Genomic DNA, 19,274 nt, shown 5'->3' on the forward strand with positions numbered 1-19,274 from the left:
ATGGAATTAACAAAAGAACAAATACAGTATATCGAAAATCGATTAATTAAAGACGGTGTAAAATACTGGGATATCCGTATTGAAATGTTAGACCATATTGTTTCTGATATAGAAAGAAATGCTAATACAAAAAACTTTGATTCTGAGCTTCAAAGAGCATTAAAAAATGCTAATTGGGACAAAAGTCTGGTTGATATTAATCAGGAAGCATTAAAAAATATAAATAGAAAATATAGAACTCAATTTCATAAAGAAATTTTGCTCCTTTTAAAGAATGCCAAGTATATATTCTTTTTAATCACTTTTTGTTTTAACCATTATTTATTATCTAAAAATTTAAATTTCAAAACTTTTGATAGGATTAATATTATTCTTTTTCTTTTCCCTATCATTTTTTATTTAGTTTTTGCTATAAAAGCATGGACTAAAAAATATGGTAAATCTGCAAACTTACTTTATGGCATGTTTTATTTTTCATTTTCGTTTTTAATACTTCAAATGATTCCTCAATTTATGAGAGATACTTCATATGAAAATAAAATTTTAATGTGGTTAATTTTAATTCCAATTTATTACACAATGTCTTTTTCAGGGTATAGGTTATGTAAAAAAACCATAACAAAAATTGAAATAATGAAAAAAGAATTAGCGATATGAAACTAACCGACCAACACATAGAACAATTGTACAAGTTTACACGTCAACATTTTGTTGAGCATTATGATGTACAAACCGAGTTAGTAGATCATCTAGCTAACGATATTGAACAAATTTGGGAGAAAAATCCAACGCTGACTTTCGAACAAGCCCGAGATACCTCATTTAAAAAATTTGGTGTGTTTGGTTTTATGAATGTCGTTGAAGAAAAACAAAAACAAATGAATAAAAAGTACAGAAAAATTATTTGGAGCTACCTAAAACAATGGTTTACGCTACCTAAAATAATTTTAACTGTAAGTTCTGTTTTTATCTTTTATTTTTTATTCCAAATACCACATTATGGAAAGTATTTCTTCTATAGTTTAGAAGTTTTCTTTTTCCTTTTTATAATAATTAGATGTCAATTTTTAATCAAGCAACAAAAGCAGCGAGTAATAGAAACTAGTAAAAACTGGTTATTAGAAGATATCATTTTTAAAATGGCATCTTCTAACTTTATTGTCTTTTTTTGTAATGTGTATAATATTTTTCGATTAGCAGAACTGATGCATAGAAAAGAGTTCACACTTCTTATTTCTGTCTTTTCGGTTCTTTTAATATTAGTCTCTTACATCACTTTAGAGTTAATCCCTAAAAAGTCAGAAGAATTACTCGAAGCACAGTATCCTGAATATAAATTTGCTAACAATTAAAAATCCAACAATCTAAAAATCCAAGGATCCAACAATCTAACCTACTTCTTCCCTTCAACAACAATAACAATTTCACCTTTAGGTGGTTTTTCAGTATAATATGATAGTACTTCTTTTACAGTTCCTCGCTTGGTTTCTTCAAATAATTTTGTCAACTCTCTAGAAACTGATAGTTGCCTTTCCTCTCCAAAGTATTCTGCAAAATTTGCCAAGGTTTTTAATAGTTTGTGCGGACTCTCATAAAAAATCATTGTACGAGTTTCTTCAGCTAAGAACTGTAAACGCGTTTGACGCCCCTTTTTTACAGGTAAAAAGCCTTCAAACACAAATTTATCATTCGGTAAACCAGAATTTACCAATGCAGGTACAAAAGCAGTTGCTCCAGGTAAACATTCTACTTCAATATTATTTTGCACACATGCTCTTGTCAATAAAAAACCAGGATCGGAAATTGCAGGAGTTCCAGCATCGGAAATCAGAGCAAAAGTTTCTCCACTTTGTAAACGTTTTACGATTGTTTCTACCGTTTTGTGTTCGTTGTGCATATGATGCGATTGCATAGGTGTAGCAATATCAAAATGCTTTAATAGTTTTCCGCTAGTTCGCGTATCTTCTGCTAAAATATAATCTACTTCTTTTAAGACTTTCAACGCTCTTAGCGTAATATCTTCTAAATTCCCAATCGGTGTAGGTACCAAGTACAATTTGCTCATACAACAAAACTACAAAGTTTTTAGTCTAAAAAGTTAGGAATCTCTACCTTTTTGTACTTTTGCTATATGTCGAACGACCTATTGAAACACATTCAGATTCCTGCTGATTTACGTAAGTTAACATCAGACAAATTACCACAACTTGCCCAAGAATTGCGTGAGTTTATTATTGATGTAGTTGCAACAAAAGAAGGACACTTAGGCGCAAGCTTAGGTGTGGTAGAACTAACCATTGCACTTCATTATCTGTTTGATACTCCTAACGATTTATTGGTTTGGGATGTTGGACACCAAGCATACGGACACAAAATTTTAACAGGAAGAAAAGACATTTTTCATACTAATCGTCAGTTTGATGGTATTTCAGGTTTCCCAAAACGATCTGAAAGCAAATACGACACCTTTGGTGTAGGACATTCATCTACCGCTATTTCTGCAGCTTTAGGAATGGCAATTGCTTCGAAATTACAAGGTATTCATAAACATCATATTGCGGTGATTGGTGATGCTTCTATTGCAAGCGGAATGGCTTTTGAAGCCTTGAATCATGCAGGAGACACTAATGCTAATTTGTTGGTTATTCTGAATGATAATGCGATTGGAATCGATCCATCCGTAGGTGCTTTAAAAGATTATTTAACGAAAATTAAATCTCCACGATTAGAAGTTGAACAACACAATATTTTTGAAGCCTTAAATTTTGACTATTCTGGACCTATTGATGGACATAATTTTGAGGAATTATTATCGGAACTAGAACGTTTAAAAAACATTCAAGGACCAAAGTTTTTACATGTAATTACTACCAAAGGAAAAGGATTACGACAAGCAGAGCAAGATCAAGTAAAATACCATGCTCCGGGAAAGTTTGATAAAATTTCTGGAGATGTATTACCAAAAGAAGAAAGCAAGTACACAAAATATCAAGATGTTTTTGGTAAAACCATTGTTGAATTAGCACAGCAAAACGAAAAAATTGTAGGAATCACCCCAGCCATGTTAACAGGAAGTTCGTTAAAATTTATGTTGGAAGCTTTTCCTGACCGAACTTTTGATGTTGGTATTGCTGAACAACATGCGGTAACCTTAGCTGCAGGTATGGCTACCCAAGGGTTAATTCCGTTTTGCAACATATACTCTACTTTTTTACAACGCGCTTACGACCAAGTAATTCATGATGTAGCTTTACAAAACTTACCTGTAATTTTTTGTTTAGACAGAGCCGGATTGGTAGGTGAAGACGGAGCAACACACCATGGGGTTTTTGATTTGGCTTATTTACGTTGCATTCCGAATCTAATTATCTTTGCTCCTCGCAACGAAATTGAGTTACGTAACATCATGTTTACTGCCCAACAAGGCTTGGAACATCCGATTGCAATTCGTTACCCAAGAGGGAAGGGAAAAATAGAGCAATGGCAACTTCCTTTTGAAAGCATAAAAATTGGAAAAGGGACTTGTTTAAAGGAAGGAACACAAATAGCAGTGCTATCTATTGGAACTATAGCTGATAATGCATCAGAAGCAATAAATTTGCTTGAAAACAACAAATCGATTGCACATTACGACTTACGTTTTGTAAAACCGTTAGACACCCAGCTTTTAAATATAATTTTCAACAAATTTAAAACAATTATCACTATTGAAGATGGTACGGTAAAAGGTGGTTTTGGAAGTGCAGTCTTAGAATATGCTTCCGAAGTAAATTATCAAGGAAAAATCAAGTTATTAGGAATTCCTGATGAGTTTATACACCACGGAACTATTCAACAATTACAAGAAGTTTGTGAGACAGATATTACTTCTATTAAAGAAACAATTCAAGACTTTTTATAAAATGAATCTTTTTTAAGACTAATTATTTTCATGTTTTATATTCGCGGAATATAACCCCCAAATATTTAATACATGAAATTATTATTTAAAGCTCTTGTATGCTCTTCTATTTTCTTAGCATCATGTAGCGACAAAGAAAGTATTCCTAATGTTAAGCTTCAAAGCTATTCTTTTGATTCTGAAACGAATTCTACTCTAATGTTTCAAGATGGCGAATCACAAGAAGTTATGACGTCCGAATGGAGAGCTTATGAAATTAGTAAGGTAATACGTGTTAAACCTATTGATAACAAAACCATTGAAGTTGCCAATTTTGCTCCAATAGATTTAGAAAACATCACAATTACTGCCGTGATAGAAAATGAAGGAATTGATAAACCGATCAAACTTTTTAATATTGATAAAATAAGAGCTCATGGTAAACAAGAAATTAACTATCCGTTTATAGGTAATACTTCTTTGTTTCTAAATACCAGCAATGAGATAGTTGACCTATCTAACTTTGAAGAGACAGGTATTAATCCTAACCATATTACATTTGATTTTACTGGTGACAATAAAATTGTTCATAAACTTAAAGCCTTACGTAAATTAAAATGGGTTATAAAGTACCACGATTTTGATCATAATAACGATACAAGTAATAATTGGGCTGAAGATATAAGCGCAAAAGACATTCGTAGGTTTACAGGATTAATGATAAACCTTGGTGTTGTATTTACCTCAGATAATTTTAAAAATGAATTTATTAGTGAACATATTGTAGGAAATGATGGTACAACTGCGCTAACTGAAAACGAAAAATTAGGAGCTTATAATATAATCTTAAACAAACCTCGTTACAATTGTGGTAAAGTTGTTAATGTTTCTGGTTTAGGAGGTGGTGCTACTTTTGGTTTAGCTGAACATGTGCTAAGAGATTATATTCGCAAAGAAACTGGTTTTATTACAGCTCATGAAATTGGGCATACAATAGGTTATAATCATTCTTCAAATATGACATACCCTCATGAAGTAAATGGTGTGAGTACAGGAATTAGTCCTGTTACTACTCGAATTATGAATCAATTTTTCGAAGATGGTTTATTCCCTGTAACATTAGAAAATTATTATCTACCATCCGATTTTGAATAATAAGAATAAAAAAAGCGAACCTAAATTGGTTCGCTTTTCTTTTATAAAATTTAGAAACCTATAGGGTCTCCAACTGCATTACAGTCTTCTGCATATAATATAAATTTTTCTACTCTAGAACCCACAACATTAGTTGTTGTTAATGTAACTGTGTATGTACCTGGTTGAGTAACTGCCACAATTGCCGAATTGTGTGATGGGAAAACTTTCCCTAAATTTCCTGCTGGTGTTATAGACCAATTATAACTTGCACATCTTTCAAAAGGAACTGATAATTCATTGTTTATTGTTGTTGTACAAATATAGTTACTTCCTAATCTATCTTTCTCATAATTATTGGGTACAGGAGATCCAAAGGTTGAATAAACTGGATAAGCTAAAGGTCGTGTCGGGTAATTCACACAGTCAACATTACATCGAGTATCTGTTAAAGTAAATCTTTCGTCACAGTCACCAAAAACTACTCTAATTTCTGCTTGTGAAAATCCAGTACTAAAATATAAGGTTACCGACTTTTGATTAGAAGCTCCTACAATTTGCACAGAATTACCATTTTCTATAGACCATTGATATGTAGAATGGTTTTCTACAACAGTATAGGTCCTGTACTGTCCAATATAGTCTTTGCTCTCATTATCCACTTCAATATAAGAGCATACTCCACTCCTAGAGACTAAGTTACTTTCATCTTTTGATTTTTCTGTTTTAATTTTTGGAGACATATCATCTATAGAGTCTTCAGTTTGACATGAAAAAAGAAAAATAGAGGATAAGACAATAAATGCGAAGTTTTTAAAATTCGTTTTCATAATAATTTTTTTGGTTAAACTGTCACCAAAATAGTAAATAAAAAAAAGCGAACCAAATTGGTTCGCTTTTTTTATAATAATTCTCGGAATATTCCGAGGTATTTCTCTTAGTTATTTAAAGCTTCTGCTCCACCAACAATCTCTAAGATTTCGTTTGTAATAGCAGCTTGACGAGCTTTGTTATAAGTTAATAATAACTCATTACGTAATTCCGTAGCATTATCTGTTGCTTTGTGCATTGCAGTCATACGAGCACCGTGTTCGGCAGCAAATGAATCACGAATTGCTTTGTATAATTGCGTTTTTAATGACTTAGGAATTAACTCTAAAATAATTTCTTCTTTAGAAGGTTCAAAAATGTAATCTAAATTAGCATTTGATTCTCCTTCTACAGGTTGAATTGGTAAGAATTGCTCTACCTCTGCTATTTGAGTAGCAGCATTTTTAAACCTGTTGTAAATAATTTCTATCTTGTCGTAAGAACCATCTACAAATAAATTCATTAACTTTTCAGCTACTTCAGCAACATTATCAAAAGTTAAGTCATCAAAAATGTCGTTTCTGTTTTCAATAACTGTATAGTCTTTTGATAAAATATCGTTACCTTTTTTACCAATCGTTAATAAATCAACAGTAGTATTGTTATATTTTTCATTGATTGTTTTAACTGTTTCTTTTATAATAGATGAGTTAAAACCACCACATAAACCTCTGTTTGAAGTTATACTAACTAACAATACTTTATTTACTTCTCTTTCTGTTGAATATACTCCACCAGCATCACTATCTAAAGTAGCGCTTAAGCTTTGTAATAATTCGGTAAGCTTAGATGAATACGGGCGCATTGCCGTAATTGCATCTTGAGCTTTTTTCAACTTCGCAGCCGATACCATTTTCATGGCAGAGGTAATCTGCATTGTTGATTTAATCGAAGTAATTCTGTTACGTATTTCTTTTAAGTTTGCCATTTATTTGAACTTAAAATTTATAAAACCCCCGTTGTTACACGGGGATGCCTTTTTTGTTTTTATTAAGCTGAAAATTTAGCTGAAATTTCTTTAGCAGCGTCTCTTAAAGTATCAATTACTTCATCAGTTAATTTTCCTGCTTTTAAAGTATCTAAAGTATCTCTGTGCTTCGCATTTAAATACTCTAAATAATCTTTTTCGAATTCTTTCACCTTGTTTACAGGTACATCTTTTAACAAGTTCTTAGAACCTGCATAGATAATAGCTACCTGATCTTCTACGGTATAAGGGTCGTTTTGAGCTTGCTTTAAGATCTCAACGTTACGCTTACCTTTTTCAATTACATTTAAAGTAGCTGCATCTAAATCAGAACCAAACTTAGCGAATGCTTCTAATTCACGGTACTGAGCTTGATCTAACTTTAAAGTACCAGATACTTTTTTCATTGATTTAATCTGAGCAGATCCTCCTACACGTGATACAGAGATACCTACGTTAATCGCTGGACGAACCCCTGAGTTGAATAAATCAGACTCTAAGAAAATCTGACCATCAGTAATTGAGATTACGTTTGTTGGAATATAAGCTGAAACGTCTCCTGCTTGTGTTTCAATAATTGGTAAAGCAGTTAATGATCCTCCACCTTTTATTTTTCCTACTAACGAAGCAGGTACATCATTCATTTGTGCAGCAATTGTATCATCGTTAATTACTTTTGCAGCACGTTCTAATAATCTTGAGTGTAAGTAGAATACATCCCCTGGATATGCCTCACGTCCTGGTGGTCTTCTTAATAATAAAGACACCTCACGGTAAGCTACTGCTTGCTTAGATAAATCATCATAAACAATTAAAGCTGGTCTACCAGTATCTCGGAAATATTCTCCAATTGCAGCTCCTGCGAATGGTGCATATACCTGCATTGGTGCAGGGTCAGATGCATTTGCAGCAACAATAGTTGTATAAGCTAACGCTCCTTTTTCTTCTAACATGTTAGCAATAGCTGCTACTGTTGAAGCTTTTTGACCGATAGCTACATAGATACAGTAAACAGGTTGTCCTGCATCAAAAAATTCTTTTTGGTTTAAGATAGTATCAATAGCAACAGTTGATTTACCTGTTTGACGGTCTCCAATGATTAACTCACGTTGACCACGTCCTACTGGAATCATTGCATCAATAGATTTGATACCTGTTTGCATTGGCTCAGTTACAGGCTCACGGAAGATAACCCCTGGTGCTTTGCGCTCTAAAGGCATTTCAAAAGTTTCACCTTGAATTGACCCTTTACCATCTATTGGTTGTCCTAAAGTGTTAACAACACGTCCTACGATTCCTTCTCCAGCTTTTAAAGAAGCAATTCTTTCTGTACGCTTTACAGTAGATCCTTCTCTTACTGAAGTAGAAGCTCCTAATAATACAACACCTGCATTATCCTCTTCTAAGTTTAATACGATACCTTCTAATCCGTTATCGAATTCTACTAATTCTCCGTATTGTACGTTAGATAATCCATAAACACGTGCAATACCATCACCTACTTGTAATACTGTCCCTACTTCGTTTAATGAAGCCTTAGACTCAAAATTTGTTAATTGTTCCTTTAAAATTGCTGATACTTCAGCTGGTTTAATTGCTGCCATCTTATTTCTTTTGATGTATAATTAAATTTTTGGAATGTAATGACCGTTGTCAAACTCTCTCCTTAACTCATTAAATTGGCTAGAGATACTTGCATCATACTGCACATCTCCAACTCGTAAGATAAATCCTCCTAAAATATCAGGATTTACTATATTCTCAATACTTGCATTGTTTCCTGTAAGGGCAACAATTTTAGCTTGTATTTTATCTTCTAACTCTTTTGTTAAAGCTACTGCTGTAGTAACTTTAGCTACGTTGATGTTCTTGTGGTAATCATATATAACAGCATATTGCTTAGCAATAGACTCTAACATTACCATGCGCTTATTTTCCTCTAATAAGTTAAATAACCCTTTTACTATGTTATCTACTTTATCACCAAAAAGCGCATTTAAAACCTTACGTTTATCTGCAGCTTTGATTACAGGACTTTTAAGCATAACATCTAAATCATCGCTCTCAGCAATTGTATCAACGATTAACTTCATGTTATCGTTTACTAAAGTTTCGCTTCCTGAATCTTTAGCTAAGTTTAAAACTGCTTTTGCGTAACGTAGTGCTGCTCTTGCTTCTTTCATCTACTGATTAGTTTAAAGTAACCTCTTCTAACATTCCTTCAACAAGCTTTAATTGATCGTCTTGTGAAGCTAATTCTTTTCTTACAACCTTTTGAGCGATTTCAATAGATAAATTACCTACTGTTTTCTTTAATTCAGCGATAGCTGCTTGTTGCTCTTGTTTTATTGTAGCTTTAGCATTATCAATCATTGTAGTTGTTTGCTCTTCTGCTTCTTGCTTAGCGTCAGCTATAATTTTATCTTTAATCTCACGAGCTTCTTTCATCATTGCGTCTCTCTCTGCTCTTGCTTCTTTTAACAAACGCTCATTATCAGCTTGTAAATTTTGCATTTCCTTACGAGCGTTTTCTGCAGCATCTAAAGCTCCTTGAATTCCTTCTTCACGCTCATTTAACGCATTCAAAATAGGCTTCCATGCAAACTTTGCCATTATAAAGATTAATAAAGCTAAGATTACAAGTTGCATAAGAAACAACCCTATTGAAAAGTCATTAAATATTCCCATTATTATATATTTTTATCGTATTTTTTGTTTAATTGTGTAAACAATTCCTGCAACCAACCGTTACAGGAATTTGTTTTTTTTGTTTTGTTGCTTATCCTAAAAGTAAAGCACCGAATGCTAAACCTTCTAATAATGCTCCAATAATAATCATTGCAGTTTGGATTTTACCAGCTGCTTCTGGTTGACGAGCAATAGCTTCCATTGCACTACTACCGATTTTTCCTAATCCTAATCCTGCTCCGATTACGATTAATCCTGCTCCAACTAAATTAAGTGTCATAATAATTGATTTATATATAATTAAACAAATTTTTGATTCTAATTCTTAGTGATGATCATGTTCTTCTACAGCCATACCAATGAATAACGATGATAACATGGTAAAGATATAGGCTTGTAAAAAAGCTACTAATAATTCTATAATAGTTAAAAATAAAGTTAGGAAGAAAGAAATTCCTGTAGCACCTGCTGTTCCAAACTTTGCTTTTAATAAAATCATCAACGCTGCGATACCCATTACTACAGAGTGACCTGCGGTGATGTTCGCGAATAAACGCACAAATAAAGAAAATGGTTTAGTTAACATACCTAACACCTCGATAGGCGCTAACACTAACTTCATTAATACCGGCACACCTGGCATCCAGAAGATATGTTTCCAATAATCTTTATTTCCACTGAATTGCACAATAAAGAAAGTAAATAACGCTAAACAAACTGTTACTGCTATCTGACCTGTTACGTTAAACCCTAACGGGGTTAACCCTAATAAGTTTAACACCCAAATAAAGAAGAATACGGTTAATAAGAACCCCATAAACTTACGGTAATGCTTCTCACCGATATTAGGACGTGCAATTTCGTCTCTTACATATAATACTAAAGGCTCTAATATACGTGCTGCTCCTGTTGGGATTGGCCCTTTCTTATACCCTGAAGCTAAACTTCTAAATCCGAAGAACATTAACAAACCTGCGAACAGCATACCAAAAACACTTTTAGTAATAGATAAATCTAATACTTTTTGTGCATTTGTAGCGTGGTGTTCCTCATCAAAAGCAACTGCTTCTTCTCCTGCATTTAATTCATATATTTTACTATGAATTTTCGTTAACTTAACTCCATCTTTTTCTAAGACAACAGCACCGTCATCATTGTGATGAAATTCTGAAGACATAAAAACTCTTAACCCTTCGCTTGTCCAAACAATTACTGGCAACGGAAACCCAATATGTTTACGTTCTCCCGCATTGTTTGTGTAAGAAAAAAGTGCAAAATCATGCGAGTCTGCTAAGTGATGCTTAATATAAGCGTCTATCGATTCTTTAGTGTTAACTCTACCATTATCATTGGAAGTTGTATCGCCTCCACCTGCAAATGCAGTTAACGATGAAAACACAAGTGTCAAAAGTGTTAAAAACTTGATAGTTCTGTTTGCTACCATCATACCTTTACTAAATATAGATTTTGGGTCTGTAAATTTCGCTGCAAAGGTACACATTTAATTAAAACTACAAACCCTTTTTTTTCTTAGTTTTAAAGAAGTCTGTGCTATACCTTAAACAGTTCATCTATTTAGCGTTAAGTATTTTTGAAAGCGCTATAGTTTCAATAGCTAAAAATACCATAATAGGAATTAATAAGGTGGCTTTTTCAGGAGTTGTTAACCCTGCCTCTGAGAAAATACTCTTTTGAAACAACAAAATAAAAATACCAAATTTCACCATTAACATTCCTAAATACAGGTACCCTGTTTCATTAGGTAAATACCCCAATACCCACTCTATTAAAGCATAAATTAAAATGGTTGCTATAACATTAAAGCAATATACTTGTAACACCGAAAAAGAAAGTGTTACTTCTGCGTTAGAAAGTAAAAAGCTATTTAAAAAAAAGCCTCCTATCCCTAAAACTAAGATGATAGAAGAAAATATTAGTATTCGTTTACCCATTATTATCGGTTATCTTAATTACTTGGCGTATTACAGAATATATGGCACCAAAAACCGCTGCAAGTGTACAAATTTTTGTATAAAGTTCACTGTCGTTTGGATATTTTTGGTCCAACCATTCACCTAGTAAACTTCCTAGATAAATGGTTAAGCCCATTTGAAGTGCGATTCCTGTGAATCGTATGTATTTATTAAGCGGATTTTTCTTTGAGTCCTTGCTCATTTTTATTTAATTCTTTTACCGCTCCTCTCATGGCACAAGTTGCGTTAAACTCAGCTCCTGGCTCTACAGAAAGCTTACCTATAACCACATCACCATTTATATTTGCTGTTGATTTAACGGTAAGTACATTTGAAACTAATAACTCTCCAGAAAATTTCCCTTCAATATCAGCATCAGTACATTCTACTTTTCCTTTGATAAGACCTGAACCACCAATAATTACTCTACCATTTGTAACTATTGTTCCTTCTAAAGTACCGTCAATTCTAAAATCTCCTTCTGAAATGATTTCTCCAGTAATTTTAGTGTTCTTTCCTATAATATTTCTTTCTGCAACTTTGTTTTCTCCGGCTTTTTTACTCTCTTTACCAAACATATTCGGGGAATTTAAGGGATTTATGTTTTATTTAATTGTTCTATGATTTCTTTTGCTTTTTTACCTTCTTCGGTAGTTGCATAACTAACCGCAACAAATTCTAACGCTTTCTTGTAGGTTTCTTTATCTTGATATTTACCTATAGCTAGGGCTTTTAGGAGTGCGAATTTAGGAATTAAATTTGAATTCTGCAGTGTAGACGAAAAATTATCTATCTCATTAACAGCTTCTTCAAATTTATTCTCTTTATACAAATAGTAAACTTCTTTATACTTGTTTAAAATTTCATCTTCTTTTTTCTCCACTACTAACTTTACATCTGGATTTTTAATTATTTGAGCAAAAGTTGTTTCAGGATACTTTTGTAAAATGGTGTTCTTATACTCATTAGATTTTACTAAATCTCCTTGTTCTTTATAAATTTGATATAAATGATAGCTTATAGGTAGCTCTAACTTGTCATCGGCACTTACTTCTCTTAAACGCTCTAGATTCTTAATAGCTAGTGTATGGTTTATAAACTGCTCTTTGTAAATCAACCCTAATTGATACAATGCATCATTACGCTCCAAAACTAAATTTGTAATTGTTTGTTCATCGGTCGGAATAGCATCTATATAAGTAGAAAGTTGATATCTTGTATTTACTTTTGTTTCTTCTGTATTTGCTAATGTGTTGTCAATAGTGTTTATTGATTTATCTGATAACCTCCAATTATCCTCCAATGGACGTGTTCCCCATACTTTCTGAAACTCTCCTCTTCCAAAATTAAGAGCTTGTGTATTGTAGAAGTACCATTTTCCCTTATTTGCTGAACTATTTATTGAAGCACCTCCTCCAAAACTATTTCCAAAATTTTGTGCATTTAACAATTGTTGTTGTTTTTCTTCGTCTTCTTTTTTGATTTTTTCAATATAGCTTTCAAAAAAAGAAGTTCTTTCATCTGAAGTCATGGCTACTAATTGAAGAATACTATCGTTGTTCTTCACCGTTTCTTCATACTTTCTTAAGGCAGTAAGTCCTTTATTTTTTCTTCGAATTCTTCGAATTCTTTTTTCTTGATCAAATTCTTTAGAAACTACTTGCATTACACTATCGTAATATGAGCCTGCTAGTAGGTAATCTTCTTTTTCAAAAGCCATATCTGCCAAACGTTCGTAGGCATAAGTTTTTTGATAGTTATTATTATGCTTTGCTTGTAGTGATCTTTTATAGTATTCAGCTGCTTTTTCTTGATTATTTCTTCCTTCTTCTAAAACTCCTGCTTGATAATACAGTGCATTTAAAAACTTGCGATTGTCTGTGTTTTTTATAAGTTTTTTCATTCTTGCTAACACCACTATAGATGCTGAATCATTCGGAGTATTTTTAGCGTATTCTATTTCTGCTCTAATACGAAATCTATCTGGAGCTCTTCTACTTTCAGCTAATTTTTTAAATACCATTCGAGCAGAATCTTTTCTATCTAATTCACTATACACTTGCCCTAAAACAAACATATTTCTAGCCGTTTGCTCTTTGTTATAATTTGTAGTAGTTGCTAACTTTAAATAATCCACTACTTTTTGAATTGTATCTGTTTGCTCATACGCCATTGCCATAGCTGTATAGGCTTGCTCTTTAGTAGATTTTCCTATCTTTTCCGTTTCGTCTAAAACGTCTAACAACAATCGTAACGTTTGTATCGCTCTTTTTTCATTACCTAAACGAATGTTTGCTTTAGCCCTCCAAATTCTGGTTTCGTAATTTAAATTTGCTTTAGGGTAATTTACTATAACGTAGTTAAACGCCTCTAACGCTGGAATAAATCGCTGTGTGTAGTATCTTGATTTTCCTAACAAAAGGTAAGCATCATCTATTTGACTGTTTTTTTCGTACCCATTAATATTCATAGAGTGGGTTTGAATTGCTTTTACAGCCTTTTCTTCTGCTTTTTCAAAAGGAGTAAGGTTTTTATTTTCTTCGTCTTCTTCACCTGCGTTAAATCCTGTACCTGGAGTTAGTACCTTAGCATCTATTGTACTCTCATCAAATGTGATGGGTTCAATTTGTAAACGTTTCCAAAAGTTATCTTCATGTTTTTCTTGAATTTCTTCAAGGCCTTTTAAATACGCCTGTTCGCCATTAAAAAGCACATTGTATTTGGTAGTAACAGCGTGATAGCTTCTATTTAAAAAAGCATCCTTTTTAACACTACACGAATACACGATAGCTACTAAAACACTGAATACTATTATCTTGCCCCCTTTTTTCATAAAATAAAGCTTTTACTGTACAACAACGTTATAATTGTCTTTTTTGTACGTAAAAAGGTAAAAATAATAATTATAAGGTGATTTTAACCCTATTTTAAATAGAAAAATAGCTTTCTAACTCTTGTAATGTTTCTTGTGATGTGTGAATGTCTTTTACTAGGTTTCCTTTATCTAAAACCACTATACGCTCGCAAACTTCGGTAACATGACTTAAATCGTGACTAGAAATTAACACGGTTACCTCGTTATTTTCAGTCAATTTTTTAATTAGTTTTTTTAATCTGATTTGCGTAGTTGGATCTAAGTTTGCAAAAGGTTCATCTAAAATTACTACTTGCGGATTCCCCATCATTGCAGCAACAATACCTACCTTTTTCTGATTTCCTTTGCTTAGACTTCGTAAATACTTTTTCTTTCCTAAGATTTCACCATTAAAAAATTCTTCAAACTCAGTTAAGAAGTCTTGAATATCAGCTTTGTTCATTCCGCGTAAATCTCCTACAAAATCAAAATATTCCTCAGGTGTTAAGTAACCTATTAAAAAAGACTCATCAATAAATGATCCTGTAAAAGTTTTCCAATCTTCACTTTTATTCACTACTACTTCATTATTCACAATTTCTCCAGTAGTAGGTCGAATTAAGTCTAACAACAAATTAAATAAAGTAGTTTTTCCTGCTCCGTTATTTCCTACCAATCCGAAAGATTGTCCGCTAGGGATTTCTATACTTTCAAGGTTTAAAACTTGTGCTGTTCCGTAGGTTTTTGAAATATTTTGTATTGAAATCATTTTTAATTCTTTTAAGGTTGGTTATGATTTTTGGCTGAATGCGTGTATTGCAGCATATTTGTTTTTAATGTATCTCTTTTCTATTCTATTCATAAAGTAATTTTTGAACACTAAAGCGATTGCTCCTGTTATAGCGATTGCTAAAACACCTGAATTGAACCCTACAAACTTGTTAAAAATCCAAAATAAGAACATTGGAACCCCCATAATAGGAATGATAATTAAAAACTGTGTTGCACTAGTTCCTTGATAGTTTGAAAATCCGCTTTTATTTAAGTCGATTCGTTTTTTATTGAATGCACCGGCAAATAGTAAAAACAAAGAATTGAACCCGATGTTAAAAATAGCTCCAGCAGTAATCATCAAAAAGATATCTAATCCATAAAAATATAAATATGGAATGCTTAAAAGGTATAACCCTGCCGATACTACAACCATTAAGTACCATTTACTTTCTAAAAACTTTCGATAACGAATATTTTGACTCATAAGCATCTTGTAATATTCACTATCCCAAGCAGGAATAAATTGACCATAATTAAGTGTAAATCCCCCAGTAATAAATATTGCTGCGAAGACTAAAAAAGCAGGCATTTTTTCTCGATACATCTCTTGTCCGAAGAAGATTGCTCCATAAAAAAGAAATAAAAACGACATAAAAAATACTGTTTTAGTACGTTTGTTTCTCCAAATTTGTCGGATGTCATTTTTTATAAACGGCGCTACATCTCCTAAACTATCAATAAAAGATAAATCAGTAGTACTAGCTACTTCTTCTTTACTTTTAATAACATCATCTAAATATACTTTACTTCGTAAAAGTTTAAAGTTCAAATAATACAATCCTGTAAGCAAAAGCACTCCTAAAAGAGCTAATATTGGGTTGCTATATACTGATTGAAAAACAGGTGCAAAAAACTCAGTAATATTGAAAATTTCGTATTTGTTTACCAAAAACAACAGCGCTAAAACAGCAACCATTATTCCTAATGCATAGTTGTTTTTATTGATTAAGAAATTGAGATAGTTTGCACTTAACACTAATGTAATCATTAAAAACAACCAACCTATAACCCCTATAGTATTGTAACCTTGTCCTATTAGTACTATTGAAAAAGGAATATAGAAAAATAACGGCATGAAGTTGAAAAACGAAAATGCTGACTTTCCTAACACGAAATGCACTAACTTTTCCTTTCTTATAGGTAATCCAAGAAATGGTTTAATATTCAACACAGGAAGTTTTTGCATTAAATAGCGGAAAATTAAATCAGCAACTAACAAGAAAATGATAATTCCATTTACAAAAAACAAAGGGTCAGTATTTGGGTATTCTTTTTTAATAAAAAAATAACCTCCTAAACCTATCATTAAAAAAGAAGCTAACATATATAAGGCAAAAAAGCCCATGATAATTTTTAGCGCAATACTTTTCCCAAAATAAGAGGAGCGAAAAAATTGTTTCCACTCAAGTTTAAAAAAATGTGCAATCATTTGGTTACTAATTTGGTTGATTGTTTTATAAGTCTATTGTCACTTAATTTTGTTACATAAAAAAAGCATCAATTTAAAAATTGATGCTTTTTCTTATTTCTTATACCGTAAAAAGTTATTTTATTTTTAACGACTTTCCAATTGCTTCAAGTTCAAAAATAAAGTCTCTTTTATTTACAGAGGGTGCATAAGTAAACCCTTCAAATACAATTACTCGGTTGTGTTCTTTATCAACTATCGTGTAGTTAATAAATGGCCCTGCCATAAAATCATTTTTCACTTCCCATTTACCTCTTGTTTCATATGCTTTTTTTCCATCTATTTCTGCATCATACGTAAACGGTGTATATGCTTGTTCTGTAATCATGTACATTCCTTCTTTGCTTCCAGGAATGTATTTTTCACCAATAACATCTCTCATCTTAGTGATATTATCAGCTACTTTAGCTTCGTCTTTCAACGGATAACTATATACTAATATATTATTTGATCCATCTCCTCTGGCAATTCCGCTTTTTAAGTGTTGACGTAACCATAAAAAATCACCTGTATCTTCGACTAAATTGTACCTTTTAGGAATAGTAATTGTAACCCCTAAATTTTTAATTGTTTTAAATTTACTCTCATCTACTTTTTCTTTATTAAAAATTCTTTGAGTAAATTTAATATCCTCATCTTTAAATAACTGCGTAATTTCTTTTCCTCTATTACGAATTAAATTTACGATACCATCTTTATCTTTTGCTGTTGCGTAAATTAATATTTGAGGTTGAGCATATTTATTTTTTTCAACTGCTATTTTTTCTTTTTCTCCTTCTCTAACTATTAAAACAGCCTTTGCATTTCTTATAAAACCTTTATAACCTGTAGGGTCTATTTGGCTAACTGACAGTAGTGTTTCTGGTTGTGGTAAACCTACCTGATGCTCTCCAAAAACAGTACGAATTTCATCTCCAATTCTTCCTTCCCAATCAACCCCTTTTATAACTACCAAAATCTTATTGGTGTTACCTGTAGATGTTGGCAAAACATAATTATCTTTCCCTCCTTCTGTTTTACATGATATTGTAATAAAAATCAATGCAAAAAAGGTTAATAGTTTATTCATAGTTGATATGATTTAAAATAGTTTGGTTTTAACTTTTAAAAATTTTAAGCTTCATTCCTGGCTTTAAACTTTTAGCACTCCAAATATTGTTCCATTTTTTAATTTCTTCGATAGAAACTGCAGGATATTTTTTTGAAATGGTCCATAAGGAATCTCCATCTTTAACAACATAAACTTCGTGTTTACCTTTTGGAGTCTCTACCTTCTTCTTTGATACTTCTTTCGGTATTGCCATTCTCTTTGGGTAAATAGTTAATCGTTGACCTATTTTTAAGTGATGTGTACGTAAACCATTCCACCTTTTAATATCGCTAACTCTTACACCAAACTTATTTGCTATTTTTCCTAAATAATCTCCACTTCTAACTTTATAACGAATACGTTTGTCCATTTCAAAGTACTTAGGTAGTGGTTTTTCTCTTTTAGCATCATCTTCGTTAGCTAATGCATAGATTTCTTCTTCTTTTTCTAAGAACTCAATCATGTCTCTTCGAGGTAATCGAACAGCATAGTTTTTTTCTTTTACATATGGAATGATATCTATCTTATAAGATGGGTTTAAAAATGATAATAAATCAGAATTAATACCTGTTTTTTCAGAAATTTGATCAAAACTAATGGTTCTTTTTACACGAATTGTATCTGTTTCAAAATGGTAAATTTTTGGAGATTCAGGATAAATATGATGTTTATCTGCATACTCAAAAATATACATTGTTGCATAAAATGCAGGAACATATCCTGCTGTTTCTGTAGGTAAAAATGGACGAATATTCCAATAATTTTTATAACCTCCAGAACGTTTTATTGCTTTTGAAACATTTCCTGGCCCTGAATTATATGCTGCTAAAGCCAAATCCCAATCGCCAAAAATCTTATATAATTGACTTAAGTATTGACATGCTGCAATGGTAGATTTTACAGGGTCTTGACGTTCATCTACATACGAATTGACCTTTAAATCAAACTGAATTCCTGTTCCATACATAAATTGCCATAAACCAGTAGCTCCTACCCAAGAACGAGCATCTGGGCGAAGTGCAGATTCTACAATTGCCAAATACTTCATTTCTAAAGGAATGTCGTACTGATCTAAGTATCGTTCAAACATTGGAAAGTAATATTTAGCACGTGCCATTAAAGCTGGATAATATTTCTTTCTATGCTTTAAGTAACTATTAATTACCTTTTCTAACGCAGGATTATATTCTAAATGAAAAGGAGTTTTTACATTTAAATCGTGTAACCTTTTCTTTAATAATTCCGTTGTTAGTACTGTTGTTGTATTAGCTAGAATATCTTTATCATTAAGAACATATTGGATGCTATCAAACAATGAAGAATTAAATTTTTCTTCTATCAATAAGCTATCAATCATTTTTAAATCTTCCGTAGAGAATAATTCTTGATAATTTACAGAGTCTTTTACAATGAGTTTAACATCAATGCTATCTTTAACGACCAAAAGACTATCGTTTGGTTGTTGTGCTATGATTGAGGTTGTAAAAAGGAGTAGTGTTAGTAATTTTTTCATTTT

20 protein-coding genes are annotated in these 19,274 nt (G+C 32.1%); 4 read left to right on the forward strand and 16 right to left on the reverse strand.

What is annotated here, in order from left to right; all coding sequences use genetic code 11:
* Both C8N26_RS02115 and C8N26_RS02120 read left to right on the forward strand, forming a co-directional pair.
* Entirely contained in the window at positions 1–657 is a 657-nt protein-coding gene (locus tag C8N26_RS02115) for a hypothetical protein (protein WP_120185816.1), read from the forward strand.
* On the forward strand, positions 654–1,352 hold the full coding sequence (locus C8N26_RS02120; protein ID WP_120185817.1) for a hypothetical protein: 699 nt from the start codon (positions 654–656) through the stop codon (positions 1,350–1,352). The genes C8N26_RS02115 and C8N26_RS02120 overlap by 4 nt, the downstream gene beginning before the upstream one ends.
* 41 nt (positions 1,353–1,393) lie before the next feature.
* On the opposite strand, the gene rsmI is transcribed toward C8N26_RS02120, so the two are convergent.
* Entirely contained in the window at positions 1,394–2,065 is a 672-nt protein-coding gene (gene rsmI / locus C8N26_RS02125) for a 16S rRNA (cytidine(1402)-2'-O)-methyltransferase (protein WP_120185818.1), read from the reverse strand.
* A gap of 66 nt (positions 2,066–2,131) precedes the next feature.
* Here rsmI and dxs point away from each other — a divergent pair, with 66 nt between their 5' ends.
* Both dxs and C8N26_RS02135 read left to right on the forward strand, forming a co-directional pair.
* The gene (dxs, locus tag C8N26_RS02130) at positions 2,132–3,901 is read left to right on the forward strand and encodes a 1-deoxy-D-xylulose-5-phosphate synthase (RefSeq protein ID WP_120185819.1); all 1,770 of its coding nucleotides are present in this window, start codon (positions 2,132–2,134) and stop codon (positions 3,899–3,901) included.
* Positions 3,902–3,973: 72 nt separating this feature from the next.
* Positions 3,974–5,035, forward strand: a complete 1,062-nt coding sequence (locus C8N26_RS02135) for a zinc metalloprotease (RefSeq protein ID WP_120185820.1) — start codon at positions 3,974–3,976, stop codon at positions 5,033–5,035.
* A 50-nt stretch (positions 5,036–5,085) separates the two neighbouring features.
* Here C8N26_RS02135 and C8N26_RS02140 read toward each other — a convergent pair whose 3' ends face one another.
* The 15 genes from C8N26_RS02140 to C8N26_RS02210 all read right to left on the reverse strand — a co-directional run bounded on the left by C8N26_RS02140 (position 5,086) and on the right by C8N26_RS02210 (position 19,271).
* Entirely contained in the window at positions 5,086–5,844 is a 759-nt protein-coding gene (locus C8N26_RS02140; RefSeq protein ID WP_147418473.1) for a hypothetical protein, read from the reverse strand.
* Positions 5,845–5,951: 107 nt separating this feature from the next.
* A complete protein-coding gene (atpG, locus tag C8N26_RS02145; protein WP_120185822.1) occupies positions 5,952–6,812 on the reverse strand; it encodes an ATP synthase F1 subunit gamma in 861 nt (286 codons plus the stop codon).
* 62 nt (positions 6,813–6,874) lie between these two features.
* Positions 6,875–8,455, reverse strand: coding sequence for a F0F1 ATP synthase subunit alpha (gene atpA / locus C8N26_RS02150; RefSeq protein WP_120185823.1), 1,581 nt, complete (start codon positions 8,453–8,455; stop codon positions 6,875–6,877).
* 21 nt (positions 8,456–8,476) lie between these two features.
* Positions 8,477–9,034, reverse strand: coding sequence for an ATP synthase F1 subunit delta (gene atpH, locus C8N26_RS02155; RefSeq protein ID WP_120185824.1), 558 nt, complete (start codon positions 9,032–9,034; stop codon positions 8,477–8,479).
* Positions 9,035–9,041: 7 nt separating this feature from the next.
* Entirely contained in the window at positions 9,042–9,539 is a 498-nt protein-coding gene (locus tag C8N26_RS02160) for a F0F1 ATP synthase subunit B (RefSeq protein ID WP_028891525.1), read from the reverse strand.
* A 91-nt stretch (positions 9,540–9,630) separates the two neighbouring features.
* Positions 9,631–9,819: an ATP synthase F0 subunit C gene (gene atpE / locus C8N26_RS02165; protein ID WP_028891526.1), complete on the reverse strand. Its 189-nt coding sequence runs from the start codon at positions 9,817–9,819 to the stop codon at positions 9,631–9,633.
* Between the two features lie 45 nt (positions 9,820–9,864).
* Positions 9,865–10,986, reverse strand: coding sequence for a F0F1 ATP synthase subunit A (gene atpB, locus C8N26_RS02170; protein WP_120186070.1), 1,122 nt, complete (start codon positions 10,984–10,986; stop codon positions 9,865–9,867).
* A gap of 124 nt (positions 10,987–11,110) precedes the next feature.
* Positions 11,111–11,491, reverse strand: coding sequence for a DUF6168 family protein (locus C8N26_RS02175; RefSeq protein ID WP_120185825.1), 381 nt, complete (start codon positions 11,489–11,491; stop codon positions 11,111–11,113).
* On the reverse strand, positions 11,484–11,714 hold the full coding sequence (locus C8N26_RS02180) for an AtpZ/AtpI family protein (protein ID WP_028891529.1): 231 nt from the start codon (positions 11,712–11,714) through the stop codon (positions 11,484–11,486). Before C8N26_RS02180 ends, C8N26_RS02175 begins: the two co-directional genes overlap by 8 nt.
* Positions 11,683–12,090 carry a bactofilin family protein gene (locus C8N26_RS02185; RefSeq protein WP_028891530.1) on the reverse strand — a complete coding sequence of 136 codons (408 nt, stop codon included), beginning with the start codon at positions 12,088–12,090 and terminating at the stop codon, positions 11,683–11,685. Before C8N26_RS02185 ends, C8N26_RS02180 begins: the two co-directional genes overlap by 32 nt.
* A 20-nt stretch (positions 12,091–12,110) precedes the next feature.
* Positions 12,111–14,345, reverse strand: coding sequence for a type IX secretion system periplasmic lipoprotein PorW/SprE (porW, locus tag C8N26_RS02190; protein WP_120185826.1), 2,235 nt, complete (start codon positions 14,343–14,345; stop codon positions 12,111–12,113).
* A 94-nt stretch (positions 14,346–14,439) separates the two neighbouring features.
* Positions 14,440–15,135 (reverse strand): ABC transporter ATP-binding protein, encoded by a 696-nt coding sequence (locus tag C8N26_RS02195; RefSeq protein WP_028891532.1) that lies wholly within the window; start codon positions 15,133–15,135, stop codon positions 14,440–14,442.
* Between the two features lie 21 nt (positions 15,136–15,156).
* Entirely contained in the window at positions 15,157–16,629 is a 1,473-nt protein-coding gene (locus C8N26_RS02200; RefSeq protein WP_120185827.1) for a DUF5687 family protein, read from the reverse strand.
* A gap of 115 nt (positions 16,630–16,744) precedes the next feature.
* Positions 16,745–17,737, reverse strand: a complete 993-nt coding sequence (locus C8N26_RS02205; RefSeq protein WP_120185828.1) for a DUF4837 family protein — start codon at positions 17,735–17,737, stop codon at positions 16,745–16,747.
* A gap of 28 nt (positions 17,738–17,765) precedes the next feature.
* On the reverse strand, positions 17,766–19,271 hold the full coding sequence (locus C8N26_RS02210; RefSeq protein ID WP_120185829.1) for a lytic transglycosylase domain-containing protein: 1,506 nt from the start codon (positions 19,269–19,271) through the stop codon (positions 17,766–17,768).
* Positions 19,272–19,274 lie beyond the last annotated feature (3 nt).

Origin of the sequence: Tenacibaculum lutimaris (assembly GCF_003610735.1) — a bacterium.
Taxonomy (GTDB): Bacteria; Bacteroidota; Bacteroidia; order Flavobacteriales; family Flavobacteriaceae; genus Polaribacter; species Polaribacter lutimaris.